Source organism: Gordonia sp. NPDC057258 (assembly GCF_042668985.1).
In the GTDB taxonomy this organism is placed as follows: domain Bacteria; phylum Actinomycetota; class Actinomycetes; order Mycobacteriales; family Mycobacteriaceae; genus Gordonia; species Gordonia hongkongensis.
This window is the reverse complement of the sequence record NZ_JBHUXZ010000008.1, coordinates 35,990-52,927: the sequence shown is the minus strand read 5'-3', so window position 1 is coordinate 52,927 and position 16,938 is coordinate 35,990. Positions and strand designations below refer to the sequence as shown.

Below are 16,938 nucleotides of genomic sequence, written 5' to 3'. Positions count from 1 at the left end.
CCAGGCCGGGCGGCAACGACTTCGGGGGGAGTCACGGTGGGGGCATGGACGGATCTGCCGGGCGGGTTCCTCGCCGGGGTCGATCCTGCTTGTCCGGCCGATGCCGACACCGCTACCCATATGCAGCGTCTGGGGTCGATCCGCGCGGGCGAGTCGTATCTGGCGTGGTGTCGCTACCAGACGATCCTGGTGTTGTGTGATCGGCTGTTGACCACGGTCGGCAACAGTTACGTGTCCGACGGTTTCGGTGACATCGTCGCCCGGGTCTCGCGCGAGGCCGGGATCACCCGCTACCGGGCGGGGATGCTGGTCGACGAGGCACTGTGTCTTCGTGACCGACTGCCGCGGGTGTTGGAGACGTTGCGCGACGGTGTCATCGGGCCGCACCAGATCCGCGAGATCATCGGACGCACCCACCTGGTGTCCGATGATCACCTTCTCGACCCCGACGACCCCGACGACCCCGACAGCCGTCGGATCATCGAGGTGCTCGATGAATCGATCGCCGACCTGCTGCGCTCCCGGTCCGGGTCGTGGTCGACGTCAGGTCTGCGCGACATGATCGACCGCCTGGTCTTCGGCCACGACGCCGACGCCGTCCGCGAACGGCGCCGCGAAGCGCTCGACAAACGAGGCGTGTGGACCGAGAACCACGGTGACGGCAGCGGTGAGATCACCGCGGTCATGGCCGCCGAGAACATCCGAGCTTCCGACGCCTCGGTACGGGAGCTCGCCGCCTCCGTCTGCGACCGGGATGGCCGCACCCTCGGGGAACGCAAGTCCGACGCCATGTACGCGTTGCTCACCCGAACAGCGTTCACCTGCGCGTGCGGTCAGTCCGACTGCACCGCAACATTGCCCGATCCTGCCGGCGCCACCGCGGGTACCGAGATCGTGATCCATGTCGTCACCGACGCCGACACCCTGGCCGGCGGGTCCGGACCCGGCTGGGTCGACGGGCATGGGGTGATCTCCGATGACCATGTGCGCGACCTCGCCGCCCGGCCCGACGCGACGATCAGGCCGGTCACCCCGGTCCGCACACCACCGTCGCAGGTTGTCGCCGGAGGCCCAGCCGTGACCGGCGAGGACGGATATGACGACGACACCACGCGGACGGCGAACATCGCCGCGCCACAGCAGGATACGGCGGGCAGCGACACCGACACGAACGCCGATGCCGGCGGCGCGGGTGACGCGTCGACACCCCCGACTTCGACCTCATCGTCGACGGAGCCGGTGTCGTCGGAGATGGTGGTGGTCTACCCGGCTGCCCTGCCTGGTGACCCGTACCGGCCGACGAGTGCGTGCGCGGAGTTCGTGCGGGTGCGCGACGGCTACTGCACCGAGCCGGGTTGCACGCGTTCGGCATTCACCGCCGATGTCGATCACGTCGCCGAGTACGACCACGCCCGACCCGCCCGCGGGGGTGCGACCTCGAGTGAGAACCTCAACGCCAAATGCCGTCCCGGTCATCTGCACAAGACCCACGGTGACTGGATCGATGTGCAGTACCGCGACGACGAGGGCCGCCTGGTCATCGAATACGTCACGCCCGAGGGCTTTGTGATCCCCGGCGAGGCCGAAACCCTCGAAGACCTCTTCCCCAACCTGCGTCGCATCCGATTCGAACAAGCCGCGAAAGCTCCACCCAGTCCGCGGATCATCGTGCCCGAACGGCAAGGCAGACAACAGCAAGGCCGACAACCGCGCACGATCACCGAACGCACCGCCGCCAAACACGCGAAGCGGCGAGAAGAACGTGCCCGCAACAAGAAACAACGCGAAGCGGATCGACTAGCCCGAGTCGAGGCAGCCAGCCATCAACCCGACACGCCCGACGACCCGCCACCCTTCTGACAGACGCCAACACCCCGGCGGAACGTGATCGTCCACGAACCACCGGGGCGTTGGGCTGGGCCTGGGCTACAGCGCGCGGGATCAGGCCGCGGTCACCTGCGCGTCGACGGCGACTTCCAGCGCCTGCGAGACGATCTCGGCGACGTCGGTCATCGGCCGCACGTCGAGGGCGTCGAGCACCTCGGCCGGCACGTCGTCGAGGTCGGGCTCGTTGCGCTGCGGGATGAAGATGGTCTTCAGCCCGCTGCGTTGTGCGGCAAGCAGTTTCTGCTTGACCCCACCGATCGGCAGGACCCGCCCGTTGAGCGTGACCTCGCCGGTCATCCCGACATCGCTGCGCACCTGACGTCCCGTCGCCATCGACACCAGCGCGGTGACCATGGTGACGCCGGCACTCGGACCGTCCTTCGGCACGGCTCCGGCCGGAACGTGCACGTGGATGGTCCTGTCGAGCGCCTTCGGGTCGACGCCGAGCTGCTCGGCGTGCGCCCGCACGTACGACAGTGCGATCTGCGCCGACTCCTTCATCACGTCGCCGAGCTGGCCGGTCAACTTCAGACCCGGCTCACCCTCGGTGGCGTTCACCTCGATGAACAGGACGTCGCCGCCCATGCCCGTGACCGCGAGACCGGTTGCGACACCGGGGACCGCCGTCCGCTCCGCCGATTCCGGCGTGAAACGCGGACGCCCCAGGTAGTCGCGCAGATCGGGCTCGTCGATGATGACGGGCGCCGTCGCGGTTCCCCCGTCTCCCGATTCGACCGCGAGGTTGGTCGCGGCCTTGCGCAGCGCCTTCGCCAGCAGCCGTTCGAACTGCCGCACACCGGGTTCGCGGGTGTAGTTGGCCGCGATCTCCCGCAGCGCCGCATCGGTGACGGTCACCTCGTCGGGTGTCAGCGCCGCCCGCTCGGCCTGCCGGGGCAGCAGGTAGTCGCGGGCGATGGCGACCTTGTCATCCTCGGTGTACCCGTCGAGGGTCACGAGCTCCATACGGTCGAGCAGGGCCGACGGGATGTTCTCGATGACGTTGGCGGTCGCGAGGAACAGCACATCGGACAGGTCGAGATCGAGATCGAGGTAGTGATCGCGGAAGGTGTGGTTCTGCGCGGGGTCGAGGACCTCGAGCAGCGCGGCGGCCGGGTCGCCCCGGTAGTCCGAGCCCACCTTGTCGATCTCGTCCAGCAGCACAACGGGATTCATCGATCCCGCCTCACCGATGGCCCGCACGATCCGGCCGGGCAGCGCACCGACGTAGGTACGCCGGTGGCCGCGGATCTCCGACTCGTCGCGCACACCACCGAGGGCGACGCGCACGAACTTGCGGCCCAGCGCCCGGGCGACGCTCTCACCGAGCGATGTCTTGCCGACACCGGGAGGACCGGCGAGCACCATCACGGCGCCCGACCCGCGTCCGCCGACGACCTGCAGGCCGCGTTCGGCGCGACGAGCACGCACCGCGAGATATTCGACGATGCGGTCCTTCACGTCGTCGAGGCCGTGGTGGTCGGCGTCGAGGATCTCGCGCGCGCCCTTGACGTCGGTCGAGTCCTCGGTCCGGGTGTTCCACGGCAGGTCGAGGACGGTGTCGAGCCAGGTGCGGATCCATCCGGTCTCCGGCGACTGGTCGCTGGCACGTTCGAGCTTGCCCACCTCGCGGAGCGCGGCCTCGCGCACCTTCTCGGGCAGGTCGGCTTCCTCGACGCGGCCGCGGTAGTCGTCGGCGCCCTCGGGTTCGTCCTCGCCGAGCTCCTTGCGGATGGCGGCGAGCTGCTGGCGAAGCAGGAATTCCTTCTGCTGCTTGTCCATGCCCGCGCGGACGTCCTCGGCGATCTTCTCGGTCACCTCGGACTCGGCCAGATGATCGCCCGTCCACTCGATGAGCAGCCGCAACCGCTCCGCGGTCACCGGCGTCTCAAGCAGCTCACGCTTCTGTTCGTCGGACAGCCACGACGCGTAGCCCGAGGTGTCGGCGAGATCCGCCGGATCGGACATCTTGTTGACGGCGTCGATGAGCTGCCATGCCTCGCGGCGCTGGAGCATCGCCAGCACGAGCTTCTTGTACTCACCGGCGAGTTCACGGTCTTCGTCGGTGGCGTCAACCTCGTCGACCTCGGTCACCTCGACCCACAGCGCCGCACCGTGACCGGGTGTCCCGGTCCCGATCTGCGCGCGCTGCTCACCCTTGACGACGGCTGCCATCCCGCCGCCCGGGATGCGGCCGACCTGCACGATCGACGCGATGACACCGTAGGTGGGATACCGATCGTCCAGACGTGGGGCGACCAGCAGTTTTCCGGTCTCGCTCGCCCGGGCCGCGTCGACCGTGGCCTGCGCGGCATCGTCGAGCGGGATGGGCACGACCATGCCGGGCAGCACGACGACGTCGGGAACGAAGAGAACCGGCAGTGAATATGTCTGCGACATGAAACCTCCAGAGTTAAGTCTGACCGACTCAACCCAGGTGGCAGGAATCTTGTTCCCGGGCGATTTATGCCAAGAGCGAACGGGGTGCGGCGGCCCAGGTGAAGCCGTCCGGTCGGGACGGTGGGCGTGAGCGTCAGCCGGGCGAACCTCAGGTGAGGTCGACCGCGGCGCGGGTGGCGAGGACGACGATCTGGGCGATCACCAGAACCGCGACCGCGACGAAGAACGCCGCGGTGGTCACGACGACACCGGCCGCCCCGCGCAGCGCACTCGGCACCGTATGCAGCCAGGACACGGAGAGTCGGTGTGCGGGTGCGACATCGGGGGTCATGGGCGGTCCTCTGCATACAACGAGCGACCACACCGTTGTGGTCGCAATCACAACACTCAATCACAAGTAAGTACTTCTGTGCCACAAATAGTCATCAAGACTCATCCCGACCCGAACCCTCCGGCGCTGACCGTCCGAAACCCCGCCCGCCACGAAGCGCGGTAGAACCGAACCGACACCCACCCGAGGAGCCCACATGTCGATCGTCACGCCGACCACCACTCGTCAGCCGCTGGGCCGGGCTATCGCCCGGATCGCCCTGGGAGCGGTGCTGGTGATTGCCGGCGTCGGCCACCTCACCGCCCAGCGCGAGGAGTTCCAGGCACAGGTCCCCGACTGGGTGCCGTTCAGCAAGGACTTCGTGGTGCTGGCCTCCGGCGGCGTCGAGATCGCCCTGGGCGCCGCGTTGATCGCGCTGCCCCGCCACCGCAAGGTGGTGTCGTGGATCGTGGCCGCGTTCTTCGTGGTCATCTTCCCCGGCAACATCAACCAGTACGTCGAGCACATCGACGCCTTCGGCCTCGACACCGACGAGAAGCGGCTCACGCGACTGTTCTTCCAGCCCGTCCTGGTGCTCTGGGCCATCGCGGCCGGCACGGGCGAACGCCGGGCCTAACCTGCCCGGGTAGCCGCATCCTGGCAGGCGGTGTCCACACCCGCACGGACCTGCGGCCGCACCTCCGTGCTCGAGCGGATCGTGCACGCCGCCACCAGCCCGCCGACCGCGCAGCATCCCGCGCAGATGTACATGGCCGCCCGGAAGCCGTCGCCGAGCGGATCGCCGGGGCCCGCATCGATCCCCGCCACGGCGGGCAGCACCGCCACCGCGAGCAACCCCGCGAGCCGCGCCACCGCGTTGTTCACGCCCGACGCGGTGCCGGCGAGCGCGTCGTCGACGGCGGCGAGCGCCGCTGAGGTGAGCGGCGCGACCGTCACTGTCATGCCGAGGCCGAACAGCAGCACCCCGGGCAGCACGGAGTCGACGTAGCCCGATCCCGGCTCGACGCGGGACATCAGCGCGAAACCACCGGCCGCGATGAGCGGGCCGACCGTCATCGGCAGCCGTGGCCCGGTCCGCTGCGCCAGCTTGCCGACCAAGGGCGACCCGAACAGCATGATGAACGTGCTCGGGAACATCGCCGCGCCGGCCTCGAACGCCGAGTAACCGAGGCTCTGCTGCAACTGCAGGGCCAGCAGGAACAGCGCACCGCCCAGCGCCGCATAGACCAGCAGCGTCGTCGAATTGGCGCCGGTGAACTGCGACGACCGGAACAGCCCGAGCGGCAGCAGCGGCGCCGGCACCCGCGACTCGATCACCACGAAGCCCACCAGCGCGACGACTCCGACCACCCCCGCCGCAACCGTCACCCCGTTCCACCCGTTCGACGGCCCCTCGATCAGGGCGTAGATGACGCCCGCGAGCCCGACGGTCATCGCCAGGGCGCCCGCCACGTCCAGCCGGGCGTTCGACGGCGCGCCTCGCGATTCGGGGACATGCCGGATCGCGATCCACAACGCTCCCAGGGCGAGCGGCACACTGAGCAGGAATGTCCACCGCCACGACGCCGCGTCGACGAGCCAGCCACCGAGGAACGGGCCCAGAGCCGTGGTCGCGCCGGACATCCCGGCCCACAGACCGACCGCCGCACCGCGGTCCGACGGACGGATCTCGGCGTTGATCAACGCCAGACTGCCCGGCACCACCGCGGCGGCGGCGATCCCCTGCACGATCCGTGCGGCGACGAGAAGTTCGACGGTCGGCGCCAGCCCGCACGCGACCGTGGCCACCGCGAACACGGCGAGACCTCCGGCGAAGACGAGCCGACGCCCATACCGGTCGCCGGCGACACCACCGATCAACAACAACGCGCTCAGCGTGAGCAGATACCCGTCGAGTACCCACTGCTGACCGCGTAGACCGGTATCGAGGTCGCGCGCGATGGCCGGCAGTGCGACGTTGACGACGGTGCCGTCGATGAAGGCGACACCCGAACCGAGCACCGCGGCGACGATCAGCCACCGCCCCGCCGCCGACGCGGCCGGCACTCCTTGGGCGTCGGCGTCGGCCGCGCTGTTCTCGCTCATCGGTTCTCGGCGGTGATGAGCTCGGCGGCGACGACGTCGGCGAGCCCGTCGAACTGGTGACCGCCCACCGGATGACGATGCAGCGGCGCCGACGGAAGGAACGCCGCGTTCAGGTCCAGGTGCTCAACGGGCACCACGTCGTCGTCGACGCAGTGGTGGAACGAAGGGAGCAGAGAGCCGGTACCGGGGAACACGTACTGCGGAATATCCCAACCGTCCGGTCCCCAGTTCGGCATCGCAAGCAGTACAGCGTTTCTCGGAGCGAGGCGGGCCTCGGCGAAGACATGCATCAGCACCGTCGCCCCGAACGAGTGCGCGACGACGTGATCGTCGGCGTCCAGCCCAGCGAGACGCTCGCGGATCGGCCGGGCCCACGCCTCGATCGACATGTCATCGTCGGAGAACCGAGGCATGTCCAGCGTCGCGTCGAGTGCCGCGGCCAGCGCCTCGGCGAGCGGGCCGTCGTCGGCGTACCCGCCCGCGCCGTGGATGAAGAACAGCCGACGCTGCGTCATGCGTACTCACTCCCTACCGACGATGCACCGGAGCCGATCAGCAACAGACCGACCATTGCCCTGGCGTCGGCGTCGGTGTACCCGGGTCCGATGATGCACAGGTTGCCGATCGCCCGTAGGAAGGTCAGCGCGCAGATGTCCCGGCTGACCTCTCCCGCGGCCTGCGCCGGTTCGAGTAGCGAGGCGAACGCCGGCACAAGGGTGTCGAAGATGAGCGCGTGCAGATCGACGAGGCTCGGGTCGTCGGAGCTGAGCGCGTCACTCAAGCCGTGTTTGGTGACGAGGAAGTCGGTGAACGCCGACGTCCACCGACACAGCGCGGCACGCGGCGGGACCTGTTCGGTGAGAAGCTGTTCCGCCAGTGCCGCACATTCGTCGACCTGGTGCCGGTACACCGCGGTGACCAGTTCCGCCCGGGTCGAAAAATGCCGGTACACGGTGCCGACGCCGACACCGGCACGCGTGGCGATGTCCCGCACCGGGGCCTGCACGCCCGCATCGACGAAGGCCGCGGCCGCCGCCTCGAGAAGTGCCGTACGGCTCCGTTCGGCCTGCATCTGTCGTGCTGTTTTTCCTGCGGACACCGTCCACCCCTTGCTCGCGGAACACTGTTCCGCTAGTTTGGCGGAACATCGTTCCGTCCAGGTTATCGCGCACCGGCCCCGTCCCGAAGGGAAATCTCATGTCCACGGAAGTGCTCGTTCGTCAGATCGTCTCCGTCAAGCCCATCGTCGTCCCCACCTCGGACCGCCCGTTCCCGTTGACGGCGAGGGTCACCGCACCGGTCACCGGGGATCGGCTCCCGGTCCTCGTGTTCTCCCACGGCAACGCCTGGTCGATGGACGGTTACGCACCACTCGTCGATCGTTGGGCCGCATCAGGTTTCGTCGTCGTACAGCCGACGCATCTCGATTCCCGGCGCCACGGGATCGGATTCGACGACCCGCGATTCACGTCCATCTGGCGCACGCGAGTGCAGGACGCGCACGCGGTGATCGACCATCTCGACGAGATCCTGATCGCGGCCGGCGGGGACCTGCGCCCGCGCGTCGACATCGGCCTGCTCGCCGCGGCCGGCCACTCATGGGGCGGTCAGACCGTCGGCACTCTCCTCGGCGCGCGTGTGATCGGGCCGGACGGGGTCGTCGGCCCGGATCTCGCACACCCCGCCGTGCGAGCGGGCGCACTGATAGCGACGGCCGGGACGGGCGACAGCCTGAGCGAGTACGCGCGCGAACACCTGCCGTTCATGCGGCCGGACTTCTCGACGATGTCCACCCCGGCGCTCGTCGTCGCCGGCGGCAAGGACGACTCGGCACTGTCGACACGTGGTCCGGAGTGGCTGACCGATGCCTTCCACCTCTCCCCCGGCGCGACGGACCTGATGTGGATTCCGGACGGCGAACACACTCTCGGCGGTATCGCCGGTGAGGCGGTCCGGGAGACCACCGATGAGAACCCGGCCCGGGTCGCGCTGGTGGCCGACGCCGTCGCGGCCTATCTACTCGACGCGCTCGGCGTCAGTTCGGCCGCGTGGGAAGCTCTGCGGCACGCGGACTCCGTCGACTTCACGGTGCACCGGAAGTGACGCCGGCCGGGTCGACCCGGTTCGACACTAGGCCGGGCCGGCCGTCTCCAGCAGCGATTTCAGTTGTGCGAGATCTTTTTCCACCATCTGGGTGTCGCGGTCGAACTCGTCGTCGGACATGGCCAGCTGCCGGATCGTGAAGACGACTTCGGCACCTTCTGGATGTGCCAGCACCCGAAGCGGATTGAGCACGGTGTCCCCGGTGGGAAGCACCACCTCGTGGTCGACGACGCCGAGTCCGTTCCGCGGGACGAACCGGACGGTCACGGTGCCCATCGGCGACTCCACGAGCAACTCGTCACCCCGCCGGACCACCTCCGACTTCGCCAGCCCCGCGGCCCAGCGCGGCAGATTGTCGGGCTCGGCCGCGAAGTCGTAGACCTTCGCGGGTTCGGCGTTGATGACCACACTCACGTGCCGGCTGCGCATGTGGCCAACGTAGTCGTGACAGCATGCTGCCGCCTACCGATCCCGACGCCGATCTGCCCGGTCAGGAGAGCGACCCTGCGTCCCCCCCGGTGGGCTCGGCCAGTTCCCTCTCGATGAGCTGTTCGGCGACCTTGGCCAGCGGCGTGTTGGTGTCCTGGGACAGGCGTCGGAGCAGAGCGAAGGCGGCGACCGCATCGATGCGGAAGCGGTACATGATCATGCCCTTGGCCTGACCGATGATGTCCCGGCTGGCCAGCGCACTGCGGAAGTGTTGTTGCTGCCGCGCGGCACGCAACGCCAGGGCGGCGTGGGTCGCGAACAGCAGGCCGACTTCCAGGGACTCGTCGCCGAAGGCGTCGGGCGTATCGGCGAACATGTTGAGCGCGCCGATGGTCCCCTTGTCGGTGAACAGCTTGAACGACAGGCTGGACCGCAGCGGACTCTCGTCGAGGATGCGAGCGGAGAAGGCGGGGAATCGCTCGTCGCGGGCGATGTCGTTCACGAGCACGGTGTGGTGATCCCAGGCCGCTTGCAGGCACGGACCCTCGCCGGTCTCCATCTGGATCCGGTCGGCGAGGGTCATCAGCGGGTCGGTGGGCGCCAATGTGTCGAAGTTCTTCTTCTGGTCGACGAGCAGGACACCGGCGTACTGGGCTCCCGGGACATATTCCACGGCCCCGGCAGTGATGGAGTCCATGACCTGGCCGGTCGTGTCGGCGGCACTCTCCGGCACGGCGTGCATCTGCCGCGCCAGCTCCGCGATCTTGAAATGAACATCAGTTGCCACTGGCACTCAACCTCGACTCGTCTTGCCCGGGATCTGTCCCGCGAACCTCGTGATCGTACAGAATCTTGCACGTGCTCAACCCGGTTGTTCGTGGCAGACCGCCGACCGGATGGCCCCCGAATGCCTCGATCTTTGGGACGATCAATCCCTTAATTAGGGCGATCGTGATCTCTACCATGGGCCTGGTGATCAAACGCTTGAGTGTCTCGGTTCTCTGTGTCATCGCTGCGATCACGGGGGCGGTGGCCGTCGGCACACCGACCGCGCAGGCCGCACCATTGTGCTCTGACGTCGAGGTGGTGTTCGCGCGCGGCACCGTCGAGTCGGCTCCGCCGCTGGGTCTCACCGGCGTCTCCTTCGTCGAAGCCGTCCGCTCGCAGCTGCCCGGCAAGTCCGTCACCAGCTACGGCGTTCCCTACCCTGCCAGCGACCAGTTCAACAACCGTTTGAAGTTCGCGCGCACGGTGGCCGACGGCGTCCGCACCACCCAGAACCGCATCAAGTACCTGGCCGCGAAGTGCCCGGACACCAAGGTCGTCCTCGGCGGCTACTCCCAGGGCGCCGTCGTCGCCGGCTACGCCGTCCACGCCGGGCTGGACCTGCCCGCCCGGTACGCCGCCTACGACCGGTTCGTGCCGCCGCCGCTGCCGGCGAAGATGGCGCGCAACGTCGCCGCGATCGTGCTCTACGGCGCGCCGTCGGATCGCTTCATCGACGACATCGGCGCTCCCCCGGTCAAGGTGGCCGCACCGTACCGAAGCCGCACCGTTCGCTACTGCATCCCCGGCGACACCATCTGCGACGGCGCGCCGGTCGGCGGCCCGAATGCCCTGCACGTGCTCTACTCGGTCAACGGCATGACGCTCGAGGGCGCCCGGTACGCGGCCCGGCGGGTCTGAGCTCGGCTCAGAAGTCCGGCGCAGGCACGACTTTCGCGAAGGTCCTGCTGGCGTCGGACTTCTCCGCTTCGTAGACGAGAGCCAGTTCGGCGCGCTCGAAGTTCTGGAACCACTCGTCCCAGGTGATGTGCTCGAGGTCGCCGTCGACCGCACCGTCGAAGTCGATGCGGAGCATTCCTGTTCCGCCGACGCTCCGGATGTCGCGAACGCGGGCGGGCACACCCCGGTGGGTGGTCGCCCACTCTCGGATCTCGTCGTGATCGCGCGTAGTCCTGCAGTGAGACCCCATCGGTCGTCTCCTATCGTGCCGCACCGAAACCCACCATTGGGCATCGCGGTCCGTGGACCGCCCTGTCCTTGTCTCGGCGTCCGGGCGTCCGACGTCAACCGCTGATCGGTGCGCTGTTCATACCCAGGACAGGCTCTCGTCAACCCTGCGTGACCCGGGATGTCAGGGCGCGGCTCGGAGCGAGACGGTGAGATCGAAATGGTCGAAGGCGCGTGGCATCTCGACGTCGCCGCCGCGCACACGTGGCGCGAGCACGTTGTCGTCGGTAGCGTCGGCCTCTCGACGGCCGCCCGCGTCCGCCAGGCCGCCTCGTGGAATAGCCCGCGGGACAGCGAGCGAAACCGGCACCGGTCATGCGCAATCCACTGGTCGGCGATGCCCCCGAGCGCGGAGTTTGACCCGTCGGGGCGGTTCCTCAGCCCGCGAGCAGCGCGACGATGGCCCTCGCCAGGCCACGTCGGGCCAGTTGCTGATCCTGGAAGGTGCCGAGTTGCTTCTCCGACACCAGGCCTCGCATGGCCCCGGGCAGGAACGCCGCGACCTCACGTACCCGCTCCGGATCGACGTCGAGGTCGGCGAAAGCGCGCTGGCACGAATCGATCCACGACGGCCCCCACGACGCGAACTCGGCGGCGGTCTTGGGAAACATCCGACGCAACTCGTCCGGATCGCGCGGCAGGGCCGCCCGCAGGGTCTCGATCGCACGGGATTCGGGCGCGGTCAGTCCGTCGTACATGAGGTCGACGATGGCCGCGACCCGCTCCGCCAGCGGCGCATCGGGTTTCACACTCATCGGGAGGTCGCCGCGATGTTCCGCGGTCCGATGCAGCACCGCCGCCCACAGGCCGTCGATGTCGTCGAACTGGTACTTGACCGCGCCCCATGTCGCGCCGATGTCCTTGGCGATCCGATTGCCCGACACGGAGGCGGGATCGCCGGTGGCCAACGAGGCGAGCGCGGCGTCGAGCATCGCCTCGCGCGTCGCCTGGCCGCGCCTGTTCACCCGCCGGGTGACGCTGCCCGTACCGCCGTCGGGGGATCCGTCGTCCACCGCGCGGACGTCGGAGGTTCGGGATTCGCCGGGAGCCATGGCTGCCGATCGTAGCCGCTGCCGACCGCGGTCATGGCGTAGCGGCAATGCGCTGACCGGCGCGATGTTTGGCGGTCGTTCGCTCGGCTACCCGTCCGTCGGGCCGACCGCGACGAAGTGCGGACGACCATCGTCCGACCAGGCAGCCGGCCCGTTCGGACACAACCCGACAATTGGCACAAACCGTTACCCGAAGCGGTAGATACAGACAATTGGAGTTTGTATCATTGTGCAGCCGATGTGACACAAGTCACCGGCGGTCCGAGGGGGACGACATGAATGCAGCAACCGGCATCGGAGCCGCCCGACACGCACTGTCCGGACTGCTGCCGGCCGAGGCACGTCGCCGACTCCGCAACCGCGTCTACGTGGACACGCTGTTCAACAGCCGCGAACCCGAACGGACCTCATGGGCGGTGACCGATGACGGCGCGCGGTTGCGCGTCGTCCACCACGGGCCGGCGGACGCTCCCGTACTTGTTCTCGTGCATGGTTGGTCGTGTTGTGTCGAGTACTGGAATCCGCAGATCAATGCGCTGGCCGAGCGTTACCACGTCATCGCCTACGACCAGCGCGGCCACGGCGAGAGCACCTGGGGCCGGCGCGCGTTCGACACCGACGTCTTGGCCGATGACCTGTACACCGTTGTCTCCCAGACACTCCCCGAAGCAGCCACAGCCGTGTTCGTCGGGCACAGCATGGGCGGCATCACCCTGCAGGCCTGGGCCCACCGGCATCGTGATCAGGCCGAGTCACGAGCCACCGCAATGGTTCTCGCCAACACCACCTGGGGCGGGGTCGCCACCGAGAGCCGGGTGCTGCCACTCGTCAACGGCCCGATCAAGGCGCCGCTGTGGCTGCTCCAGATGGCGCTGTCCATACCGGTTCCTTTCCCGGGAGATCGGTTCACACGGAGCGTCATCCGGCATCGCATCCTGAACGGCCGATCGGCGACCGTCGATCACGCCGCCTTCGTTCTCGCGATGACCCGCTCGTGCTCGCCCAGCTCGCGCGCGAAGTCCGCCGTGGCCCTTCTCCAGTTGGCGATGGGACCCGCCGGCGCCGACGCCATCACCGTGCCGACCACGGTCATCGGCGGTCGGCACGACCTCCTTCTCCCGCACGCGATGACCCAGCGCATCGCGCATGCTCTGTCGGTTCGCGGCTACCTCGATCGCCTGGTCGTCCTCGACACCGGTCACGCGTCGAACATCGAGGCGGCCGAGGACTTCACGGCCGAGATCCATCGGGTCATGCATTCCGCGTCACCGAGTCCGGAGCTCGCCGAAACCGCCAGCTGACCAGGCACGCCCTTTTTCATAGAGCCCTCTTGCATTCTCGTCGCGCGGGACCTACGGTTGCCGCATGGCGAGAACGCCGCTGTCGATGAAACCCACCGGTTGGTTCCAGGTCGCCTGGTGCTCGGAGATCCCGGTCGGGGCGGTCCACACGATGAAGTACTTCGGGCGCGAGATGGTCGCCTGGCGATCCCGCTCCGGTGCGGTCTCCGTCTTCGATGCCTACTGCGAACACCTCGGCGCCCATCTCGGGCACGGCGGCCACGTCGACGGCGAGAGCCTGGTGTGTCCGTTCCACGGCTGGGAGTGGAACCGCGAGGGGCGCAACGTGTGCATCCCGTACGAGAAACACCCCAACCGGGGACGCCGCATCCGCAGCTATCCGGTCGTCGAGCGCAACGAGGCCGTCTGGATCTGGCACGACATCGAGGGTCGCCCACCGCATTTCGACGTTCCCGACATCTTCGGCGACTTCGACGACGATCGCACCGCCGCCGACTACTACCCGCCGGTGCCCGCGGCCACCCTCTTCCGGCCGGGACTCGAGATCCATCCGCAGTACATCATGGAGAACGGCGTCGACTTCGCCCACTTCAAGTTCGTCCACAAGACCCCGTTCATGCCGGAGTTCACCCGGCACGACTTCGACGGCCCGGTGTCCCACGTCGACTTCACGATCGCCTTCGACGAGGGCGCGACGCTCGAGAACGCCACCAGCGGAGTCGAATCCATCAATGCCGGATTGGGCTGTTCGGTCACGAAGAGCTGGGGCATGGTCGACAATCGCACGATGCCGGCGGTCACCCCGGTCGACGAGCACACCTCCGACGTCCGGTTCACCGTGTGGATCGGCCGCAAACCGGGCGAGGAGACCGGCGAGATCACCCGCTACGGCACCGTCATGGCCGATCTCGTCATCGAGCAGTTCGCCGCTGACATCGACATCTGGGCACACCAGCGCTACTCCGATCCACCCGCACTGTCCCGCAAGGAGTTCGAGGGCTTCACGGCACTTCGCAAGTGGGCGCGACAGTTCTACCCCGACGGCGGGCCCGACGATGCCGATCCGTCGTCGTCGAGTGGAGCGGTGCTGCCACAAGGCGATGACTTCGTCCGCATCCGCCGTTCCGAGCTCGAGGCGCTACGCGCCGCCACGCAATCCTGACATACGTTCCGCCCGAGAGGATCTGTCATGACCACCACCGAACAAGTCCGGGTCTTCCAAGTCGCCACCGGCAATCTCGGCACCGAGATGATCGGGCGCATCCAGTCGCATCCAGATCTCGAACTGGTTGGCCTGCACTGCTATACGCCCGACAAGATCGGTCGCGACGCAGGCGAGATCGTCGGCCTCGATCCGGTCGGTGTGACCGCAACCGGCACGGTCGAGGAGATCATCGCCGCCCGTCCGGATGTCCTCACCTTCCACGGCGTCTTCCCCGACGAGGACCTCTACGTCCAGGTTCTCGAGGCCGGAATCAACGTCGTGACCACGGCGGACTGGATCACCGGATTCCATCGCGACACCAATCACCCGCACCACTCCGGACGCAAGGTCAGCGAGGTGATCGCCGAGGCCTGCGAGCGCGGCGGCGCAACCTTCTACGGCACCGGCATGAATCCCGGCCTGGCACAGATCCTCGGGATCGTGCACACCGCCGACGTCGCCGACATCGAGAACGTCACGGTGATCGAATCCGTCGACGTCTCCTGCCACCATTCCGTCGACACCTGGAAGGCGGTCGGATACGGCCTGCCCGTCGACGACCCCAGCATCCCCGATTCGCTGTACAAGTACACCGCGGTGTTCGCGGACTCGGTCTACCTGATGGCCGACGCCTTCGATCTCGGACTCGACGAGGTGACCTTCTCCTACGAACTGGGCGCCTGCACCAAGGACGTCGACCTCGGCTGGTATCAGCTGCCGCAGGGTTCGCTGGGCGGCAGCTACATCAAATACCAGGGCATGGTCGACGGTGTGGCGCGCGTCGAATCCCACCTCGAATGGCAGATGACACCGCACACCGATCCGTCGTGGAACATCCAGGCCTGCTACATCACCCAGGTCACCGGCGACCCGAACATCTACTCCAAGCACATGATCTTCCCGCGCAAGGGTTTCGACCTCTCCAACCCGGAGAACTTCGCGTCCATCGGGATGACCGTCACCGGACTCCCGGCCCTCAACTCGATCCGGTCCGTCGTGGCGGCACCTCCGGGCATCGTGACGAGTGCCGACCTCCCGCTGCGATCATTCGCCGGGCGGTTCGCGATCTGACGGAACGTGTTGCGACCCTTCGTGGCTCGTCGCTAGCGCTCCTCGCACCTCAGGGAGCAAGAATAATGGTCGCTTCGCTCCTCGCACCTCAGGGAGCAATGGGGGTCGGTTCAAGCTCTGACAAGAAGTCAACCGAGGTCGATGGTCACCCCGGTGAGCTCGGCACCGATGTCCCACAGCCGTGCGGCGACGTCGCGGTCCTTGGCCTTCACCGACGGCTCGACCAGTACGGGCGGACCAACGAGCCCGAGACTGCCGACCGGACCGTAGTAGTCGCCGCCCTGAGCCTTCGGATCGGTGGCGGCACGAAGAACCGGCAGGGCACCGTCGGGCGGGTCCATGATGAACCGGTCGGTGAGCCAGCGCAGCGACGGTGCGTGGTAGGCCCACTGGAGGAACCGGCTCTGCTCACGCATCACCCCGGTCCGGGTGCCTCCGGGGTGGGCCGCCAGCGAGATCGCAGACACTTCAGCATTTCTCATCCGGCGGTCGAGTTCCATTGCGAACAGCATCTGGGCGAGCTTCGCACGCGCATACGCTGCGGCGGTACTGAAACTGCGGTCCATCGGCAGATCGGCGAAGTCGATCGAGCCCGCCCGGTGGACATGGCTGCCCACGGTGACCACGCGTGCCGAGTCCGCGGCGAGCAGGCGATCGGTCAGGAGCCCGGTGAGTGCGTAGTGACCGAGATAATTCGTGCCGAAGTCCATCTCGAAACCATCGGGGGTCAGTTCGCGCCGCGCCCGCATGACCCCGGCGTTGTTGACCAGCAGATCGAGCCGAGGATGACGCCGCCGGATCTCGGCGGCGGCGTCATGGACGGAATTGAGACTCGCAAGGTCGAGATCGACGAGCTCCAACTCTGCCCCGGGGACCTTGCCCACGATGTCGTCGCGAGCCTCGGCCGACGTCTGCGGGTTACGGCACGCCAGCACCACGCGCGCGCCCAGAGTCGCCAGCCCGAGCGCGATCTCGCGCCCGATCCCCGAGTTCGCCCCGGTCACCACCGCGACCCGTCCGGTTTGCGGAGGCGCGTCGGCCAACGTCCACCCCGACTTCACATCT

Annotated in this window: 17 protein-coding genes; 7 read left to right on the top strand and 10 right to left on the bottom strand. The window is 67.9% G+C overall.

Annotation, left to right across the window (positions count from 1 at the left end):
• The first annotated feature begins 36 nt into the window (after positions 1-36).
• Entirely contained in the window at positions 37-1,860 is a 1,824-nt protein-coding gene (locus tag ACFUEJ_RS08205; RefSeq protein ID WP_338855965.1) for a DUF222 domain-containing protein, read from the top strand.
• 81 nt (positions 1,861-1,941) lie between these two features.
• On the opposite strand, the gene lon is transcribed toward ACFUEJ_RS08205, so the two are convergent.
• Together lon and ACFUEJ_RS08195 are read right to left on the bottom strand one after the other, a co-directional pair.
• Positions 1,942-4,284: an endopeptidase La gene (gene lon, locus ACFUEJ_RS08200; RefSeq protein ID WP_388028573.1), complete on the bottom strand. Its 2,343-nt coding sequence runs from the start codon at positions 4,282-4,284 to the stop codon at positions 1,942-1,944.
• A 148-nt stretch (positions 4,285-4,432) separates the two neighbouring features.
• Positions 4,433-4,615 carry a hypothetical protein gene (locus ACFUEJ_RS08195; protein WP_388028570.1) on the bottom strand — a complete coding sequence of 61 codons (183 nt, stop codon included), beginning with the start codon at positions 4,613-4,615 and terminating at the stop codon, positions 4,433-4,435.
• Positions 4,616-4,811: 196 nt separating this feature from the next.
• Between ACFUEJ_RS08195 and ACFUEJ_RS08190 the strand changes: the two genes are divergently transcribed.
• Positions 4,812-5,231, top strand: a complete 420-nt coding sequence (locus tag ACFUEJ_RS08190) for a MauE/DoxX family redox-associated membrane protein (RefSeq protein ID WP_058249658.1) — start codon at positions 4,812-4,814, stop codon at positions 5,229-5,231.
• On the opposite strand, the gene ACFUEJ_RS08185 is transcribed toward ACFUEJ_RS08190, so the two are convergent.
• The 3 genes from ACFUEJ_RS08185 to ACFUEJ_RS08175 are packed head-to-tail and all read right to left on the bottom strand — an operon-like array spanning position 5,228 to position 7,799.
• The gene (locus ACFUEJ_RS08185) at positions 5,228-6,700 is read right to left on the bottom strand and encodes an MFS transporter (RefSeq protein ID WP_280360214.1); all 1,473 of its coding nucleotides are present in this window, start codon (positions 6,698-6,700) and stop codon (positions 5,228-5,230) included. The two genes, ACFUEJ_RS08190 and ACFUEJ_RS08185, sit on opposite strands and share 4 nt — an antisense overlap.
• Positions 6,697-7,215, bottom strand: coding sequence for an alpha/beta fold hydrolase (locus tag ACFUEJ_RS08180; RefSeq protein WP_280360215.1), 519 nt, complete (start codon positions 7,213-7,215; stop codon positions 6,697-6,699). Before ACFUEJ_RS08180 ends, ACFUEJ_RS08185 begins: the two co-directional genes overlap by 4 nt.
• The gene (locus ACFUEJ_RS08175) at positions 7,212-7,799 is read right to left on the bottom strand and encodes a TetR/AcrR family transcriptional regulator (RefSeq protein WP_280360216.1); all 588 of its coding nucleotides are present in this window, start codon (positions 7,797-7,799) and stop codon (positions 7,212-7,214) included. The genes ACFUEJ_RS08180 and ACFUEJ_RS08175 overlap by 4 nt, the downstream gene beginning before the upstream one ends.
• 98 nt (positions 7,800-7,897) lie before the next feature.
• Between ACFUEJ_RS08175 and ACFUEJ_RS08170 the strand changes: the two genes are divergently transcribed.
• Positions 7,898-8,803 carry an alpha/beta hydrolase family protein gene (locus tag ACFUEJ_RS08170; RefSeq protein WP_388028566.1) on the top strand — a complete coding sequence of 302 codons (906 nt, stop codon included), beginning with the start codon at positions 7,898-7,900 and terminating at the stop codon, positions 8,801-8,803.
• A 27-nt stretch (positions 8,804-8,830) separates the two neighbouring features.
• On the opposite strand, the gene ACFUEJ_RS08165 is transcribed toward ACFUEJ_RS08170, so the two are convergent.
• Positions 8,831-9,232, bottom strand: coding sequence for an SRPBCC family protein (locus tag ACFUEJ_RS08165; protein WP_280360218.1), 402 nt, complete (start codon positions 9,230-9,232; stop codon positions 8,831-8,833).
• 61 nt (positions 9,233-9,293) lie between these two features.
• Complete coding sequence (locus ACFUEJ_RS08160) at positions 9,294-10,019, bottom strand: GAF and ANTAR domain-containing protein (protein WP_280360219.1); 726 nt, start codon at positions 10,017-10,019, stop codon at positions 9,294-9,296.
• Positions 10,020-10,195: 176 nt separating this feature from the next.
• Between ACFUEJ_RS08160 and ACFUEJ_RS08155 the strand changes: the two genes are divergently transcribed.
• The gene (locus ACFUEJ_RS08155; protein WP_280361822.1) at positions 10,196-10,918 is read left to right on the top strand and encodes a cutinase family protein; all 723 of its coding nucleotides are present in this window, start codon (positions 10,196-10,198) and stop codon (positions 10,916-10,918) included.
• A gap of 7 nt (positions 10,919-10,925) precedes the next feature.
• On the opposite strand, the gene ACFUEJ_RS08150 is transcribed toward ACFUEJ_RS08155, so the two are convergent.
• Together ACFUEJ_RS08150 and ACFUEJ_RS08145 are read right to left on the bottom strand one after the other, a co-directional pair.
• Positions 10,926-11,207: a hypothetical protein gene (locus ACFUEJ_RS08150; RefSeq protein ID WP_065632445.1), complete on the bottom strand. Its 282-nt coding sequence runs from the start codon at positions 11,205-11,207 to the stop codon at positions 10,926-10,928.
• A 415-nt stretch (positions 11,208-11,622) separates the two neighbouring features.
• Positions 11,623-12,297, bottom strand: a complete 675-nt coding sequence (locus tag ACFUEJ_RS08145; protein ID WP_388028564.1) for a TetR/AcrR family transcriptional regulator — start codon at positions 12,295-12,297, stop codon at positions 11,623-11,625.
• Between the two features lie 275 nt (positions 12,298-12,572).
• On the opposite strand from ACFUEJ_RS08145, the gene ACFUEJ_RS08140 reads away from it, so the two are divergent.
• From ACFUEJ_RS08140 to ACFUEJ_RS08130, 3 genes are all read left to right on the top strand, one after another.
• A complete protein-coding gene (locus ACFUEJ_RS08140) occupies positions 12,573-13,598 on the top strand; it encodes an alpha/beta fold hydrolase (RefSeq protein WP_388028561.1) in 1,026 nt (341 codons plus the stop codon).
• 64 nt (positions 13,599-13,662) lie between these two features.
• Positions 13,663-14,760, top strand: coding sequence for a Rieske 2Fe-2S domain-containing protein (locus ACFUEJ_RS08135; protein ID WP_388028559.1), 1,098 nt, complete (start codon positions 13,663-13,665; stop codon positions 14,758-14,760).
• A gap of 27 nt (positions 14,761-14,787) precedes the next feature.
• The gene (locus tag ACFUEJ_RS08130; protein WP_388028557.1) at positions 14,788-15,873 is read left to right on the top strand and encodes a dihydrodipicolinate reductase; all 1,086 of its coding nucleotides are present in this window, start codon (positions 14,788-14,790) and stop codon (positions 15,871-15,873) included.
• 128 nt (positions 15,874-16,001) lie between these two features.
• Here the strand turns inward: ACFUEJ_RS08130 and ACFUEJ_RS08125 are convergent, their stop codons facing one another.
• Complete coding sequence (locus tag ACFUEJ_RS08125) at positions 16,002-16,934, bottom strand: oxidoreductase (RefSeq protein WP_388028554.1); 933 nt, start codon at positions 16,932-16,934, stop codon at positions 16,002-16,004.
• Positions 16,935-16,938 lie beyond the last annotated feature (4 nt).

Coding starts and splice junctions, on each gene's coding strand:
- lon (WP_388028573.1), bottom strand. CDS start 4,284: ATGTCGCAGACATATTCACTGCCGGTTCTCTTCGTTCCCGACGTCGTC.
- ACFUEJ_RS08195 (WP_388028570.1), bottom strand. CDS start 4,615: ATGACCCCCGATGTCGCACCCGCACACCGACTCTCCGTGTCCTGGCTG.
- ACFUEJ_RS08190 (WP_058249658.1), top strand. CDS start 4,812: ATGTCGATCGTCACGCCGACCACCACTCGTCAGCCGCTGGGCCGGGCT.
- ACFUEJ_RS08185 (WP_280360214.1), bottom strand. CDS start 6,700: ATGAGCGAGAACAGCGCGGCCGACGCCGACGCCCAAGGAGTGCCGGCC.
- ACFUEJ_RS08180 (WP_280360215.1), bottom strand. CDS start 7,215: ATGACGCAGCGTCGGCTGTTCTTCATCCACGGCGCGGGCGGGTACGCC.
- ACFUEJ_RS08170 (WP_388028566.1), top strand. CDS start 7,898: ATGTCCACGGAAGTGCTCGTTCGTCAGATCGTCTCCGTCAAGCCCATC.
- ACFUEJ_RS08165 (WP_280360218.1), bottom strand. CDS start 9,232: ATGCGCAGCCGGCACGTGAGTGTGGTCATCAACGCCGAACCCGCGAAG.
- ACFUEJ_RS08155 (WP_280361822.1), top strand. CDS start 10,196: ATGGGCCTGGTGATCAAACGCTTGAGTGTCTCGGTTCTCTGTGTCATC.
- ACFUEJ_RS08150 (WP_065632445.1), bottom strand. CDS start 11,207: ATGGGGTCTCACTGCAGGACTACGCGCGATCACGACGAGATCCGAGAG.
- ACFUEJ_RS08145 (WP_388028564.1), bottom strand. CDS start 12,297: ATGGCTCCCGGCGAATCCCGAACCTCCGACGTCCGCGCGGTGGACGAC.
- ACFUEJ_RS08140 (WP_388028561.1), top strand. CDS start 12,573: ATGAATGCAGCAACCGGCATCGGAGCCGCCCGACACGCACTGTCCGGA.
- ACFUEJ_RS08135 (WP_388028559.1), top strand. CDS start 13,663: ATGGCGAGAACGCCGCTGTCGATGAAACCCACCGGTTGGTTCCAGGTC.
- ACFUEJ_RS08130 (WP_388028557.1), top strand. CDS start 14,788: ATGACCACCACCGAACAAGTCCGGGTCTTCCAAGTCGCCACCGGCAAT.